This is a genomic window from Bartonella rattaustraliani AUST/NH4, from assembly GCF_000312565.1.
In the GTDB taxonomy this organism is placed as follows: domain Bacteria; phylum Pseudomonadota; class Alphaproteobacteria; order Rhizobiales; family Rhizobiaceae; genus Bartonella; species Bartonella rattaustraliani.
This window is the reverse complement of record NZ_CALW02000040.1, coordinates 1-3561: the sequence shown is the minus strand read 5'-3', so window position 1 is coordinate 3561 and position 3561 is coordinate 1. Positions and strand designations below refer to the sequence as shown.

Sequence of the window (3561 nt, the reverse complement as noted above, 5' to 3'; positions counted from 1 at the left end):
AACACATATTACATAAAAATACAATAAATTCAATATGTTATGTGTATTTATTTTATATGAATCCTCTTTAGAATCCACACTTTTATACGTGATTCAATTGACCCTTTTTTATCAACAATTGCCATGTATGAATAGACCATAAAAAATAAATCATGACACAAATCTTATAACGCATGTGAGCATTCAAAAGCAGTAATCATTCATAACAATTCATAATACGTTTTGATTATAAAATCGATAGTTACTATTAAGACGCAATCGTTTGAATTATCCAATCAACATAATTGCATGTGTTTAAATCACATCTTAACAATTGAATTGCTTATGGCAGTAAATGCTCTTAAAAGAGATTGCACGTTTGAAACTGTTTAGTGATTAAAATGACTTTCTATTGTAGTCATAAGATTATGCATGCTTTATATCTCATTTGATAAAAGCCATTGTTTGTTTGTCTTATGAGAGATTGCTTTCAAAACCAACGCTTACAAGCATAAAATCAAAAGAGCGGGTTTATTGCTAATTTACACTTACCAACGCATTTACTCTTAATTGGATTGATAGAGACCTTACAAAACGTTTTGATTTATGAATAGGTTTTATCGTAAACGCTGTATTCACAGTTTCTCTCTTCATATCAAATATAACAAGAACGTTTTATGCTTTTTTGGATAACGTTTCATAATGACAATAAAGAGCTTGCAATATGATACGTTTTGTATATATACGTCCATGACTCCATTGTGGGTGATTAATTTTAATCATTAGAATTGTTATTTGAAAGTCGCGTCATATCATGGAACGGCTTTCTTTTTTGAATGTTCTCTTGTTAAGACGTTTAAAGAATAAAAGGCACCTCCCATGCCTATCATTCATTATTCTTTAATATATCAACAATTTTACGTCCTTTATAAACCTCCTGATGATTTGTAATGTAGCTTATTTTGCTTTTTTTATCGAGAATAGCAGTGCCATAGACTTTCCCCCAAACCTTAATATTGTGGGAAATCTTTGCTCTATCATAAACAGAACCATAAATTTCAGCGGTGCCACTCACTCGAGCATGCCCATAGACCTCATCATAAATTTTGGCACGCTTAAAAACCATGGCATGCCCATAAACTTTCCCATAGTTACAAATATATGCAAAACCTGAAACCTGCGCATCGCCATAAATTCTTGCATAACTACAAACCCAAGCGTTATAAAAAACGTGAGCATTGTCATAAACATGCGCTTCAACATCAATATGTGCATTGCCATAGACATGGGCATTGTTATAAACATACCCCATGACATAAGCCTTGTCATAAACGCGTGCATTGTCATAAATTTTTGCGAATTGAGAAATTAACACCTTGCCATAAACAAAAGCATTGCCATAGACTTGCCCGCGCACGTGCGCATTATTGCGTACCCTTGCATTTTCAAAAACCCTTGCATGGCTATAAGCACAGGCATCATCATAGAGCCAGCAATTGCCTTCGTGAGAGAGATTGCTTTCCTTTTCAACAAAGCCCCCTAGATCACCAGCCTTGACATCACCAAAGTCTCTTAAAGCTTGAATACGATAAACGATTGTCACTTCTTTAGTCATTTTCTTTTTAATGTGTTTGATTTCATTCGTGAGTATGTATTTTTTAAACATAGCAAGTCCCTTCACAATTAATGTGTTTAAAAATTTGTTATGAAAATTCGTTTGAGAGAGAGAGGGCGCCCCACCGTGCCCGCGGTCATTATTCCCAAGTTATGTTATGACCATGCCGTATCATAAAGAAGTTCTAGATCACCAGAAAACCATGCCGTTCCAAAAATGAGAGCATCCCCACAAACCTTGGCATGCCCATAAATTTGTGCATATCCAAAAACCCATGCCTTACCAAAAACCTTGGCATTCTCATAAACCCGAGCATGGTCGCAAATCTGGGCATCTTGATAAACACATGCCTCATCACCAACCCATGCATTGCTTTCATGAGAGAGGTTTTCTTCCTTTTGGATAAAGCCTCCTAGGTCGCCAGCCTTGACATTATAAAAGTCCCTTAAAGCTTTAATGCGGTGTAAAGTGACACGGTTAACAACTTTAGTTTCATCTGTGAGTTCATATTTTTTTGTGTCTTGCATTTTAGATATAACTGTAGCGTGCATGGGTATGCTCCATTTTAAAAGTTTATTGAATTTTAAGAAAGAATTTGAAAGAGAGGCGCCCCCGCCACGCCGTCATTCATTATGCAGCTTCTTTTATAGACTGATCATTTTTAAGAGACTGGTCATTATCGACAGTTTCTTTACTGCAGGTTTCAATATTATCGCGAACCCAAGTATCCCCTTTAATGACTGCATTGCGAAAAATCTTTACATTCGGAAAAATACAAGCATATCCAGAAATTTTCGCATTGTCATAAATTTTTGTTTTATTAAAAACACAAGCATAAAAATGAACATGCGCATTATCAAAAATATGGGCATCAGGATAAATACGTGCAAAGCCATAGACCTGGGCATTACCATAAATATTGCCTGCCACAACCGCCTTGCCATAAACCCGTGCATTGCTATAAACCTTGGCTTTTCCTCCCACCCAACAATTGCCTTCATGAGAGAGATTACTTTCACCTTGTATAAAACCGCCTAAATCGCCTTTTTTCACATCACCAAAATCTCTTAAGGCTCTAATCCTACGAAGGGTTTTAAATCCAACCTCGATTGTCTCGCCAGTAAATTCGTATTTTTTTTCAGATTTTTGATTTTGAGAAGAGGAAACGGGGGTGCTTTGTACTGTATTGTTCATAATAATTACCTTGTCGTTAATAAAGTTTGTTATTAACGCCTTTAAAGGCGCCGGGTGCTAACAAACACGGCGACAAGTCCGCTGATCACACTTTTCCCAAAAGGGTATTGTATGGTGTAATCACACCCGACAAAATCGTTATATGCTAATAGGAGCATAAAAGATAGTCAGTATATAAAGCATAGGAGGAGGTTGTTTCGTAACCTGCTCGCTTGTCGTAACGTGGTTGTTAATCACTTGAGTATCTATTTATCAAAATACTCATTTATTGTCAATAATGGTTTTATCTTTTTTGATATTTTTTGTATTTTTTTAAATACGTTGTGTATAAACACTGTCATCTTTTTATAAACAGTTTCTATTTTATTATGTGTTTTGGATTCTATATTAATGGCTTGCTTAAGCGTTTTCGTTATTTTCCTTTCTATACTTCATAAAAGTTACAAACGCTCTTAGCAGCCATATTTTTAGCTTTAAAAGCATGACTCTTTATTATTGAATTATTTTTGTGAATTGTCTTATAAGAGGTGTCTAGCGAGCCTTCATAAGACAGCGCGCTTTTATAAAGCAAACAGACAAATATGATAATGCGCTTCTGTCATATGAGAGCCTCTAAAGATAGCCAATCTATTTAAAAAAGCAGGAAGATCGTTTTGTAAGTGGCTTGCTTATCATAAAGTGTTTTTAGGTTTTTGAGTATTGATTCAATAAAATGCCCATTCATTGTTAACAGTTGTTTTATTTTTTAATCCATTGTGTATAAACTTATGAAA

General features: G+C 35.0%; 3 protein-coding genes. All 3 read right to left on the bottom strand.

Annotation, left to right across the window (positions count from 1 at the left end; genetic code table 11):
* Positions 1 to 865: 865 nt before the first annotated feature.
* Positions 866 to 1645: a hypothetical protein gene (locus BN67_RS06040; RefSeq protein ID WP_019223249.1), complete on the bottom strand. Its 780-nt coding sequence runs from the start codon at positions 1643 to 1645 to the stop codon at positions 866 to 868.
* Between the two features lie 104 nt (positions 1646 to 1749).
* Entirely contained in the window at positions 1750 to 2145 is a 396-nt protein-coding gene (locus BN67_RS06035; protein ID WP_019223248.1) for a hypothetical protein, read from the bottom strand.
* Positions 2146 to 2224: 79 nt separating this feature from the next.
* Positions 2225 to 2788: an LbetaH domain-containing protein gene (locus BN67_RS06030; protein ID WP_019223247.1), complete on the bottom strand. Its 564-nt coding sequence runs from the start codon at positions 2786 to 2788 to the stop codon at positions 2225 to 2227.
* Between the last annotated feature and the right edge of the window lie 773 nt (positions 2789 to 3561).

What these genes read in the sequence shown, in the direction of transcription:
- BN67_RS06040 (WP_019223249.1), bottom strand. Translation starts at nt 1,645, where the DNA reads ATGTTTAAAAAATACATACTCACGAATGAAATCAAACACATTAAAAAG.
- BN67_RS06035 (WP_019223248.1), bottom strand. Translation starts at nt 2,145, where the DNA reads ATGCACGCTACAGTTATATCTAAAATGCAAGACACAAAAAAATATGAA.
- BN67_RS06030 (WP_019223247.1), bottom strand. Translation starts at nt 2,788, where the DNA reads ATGAACAATACAGTACAAAGCACCCCCGTTTCCTCTTCTCAAAATCAA.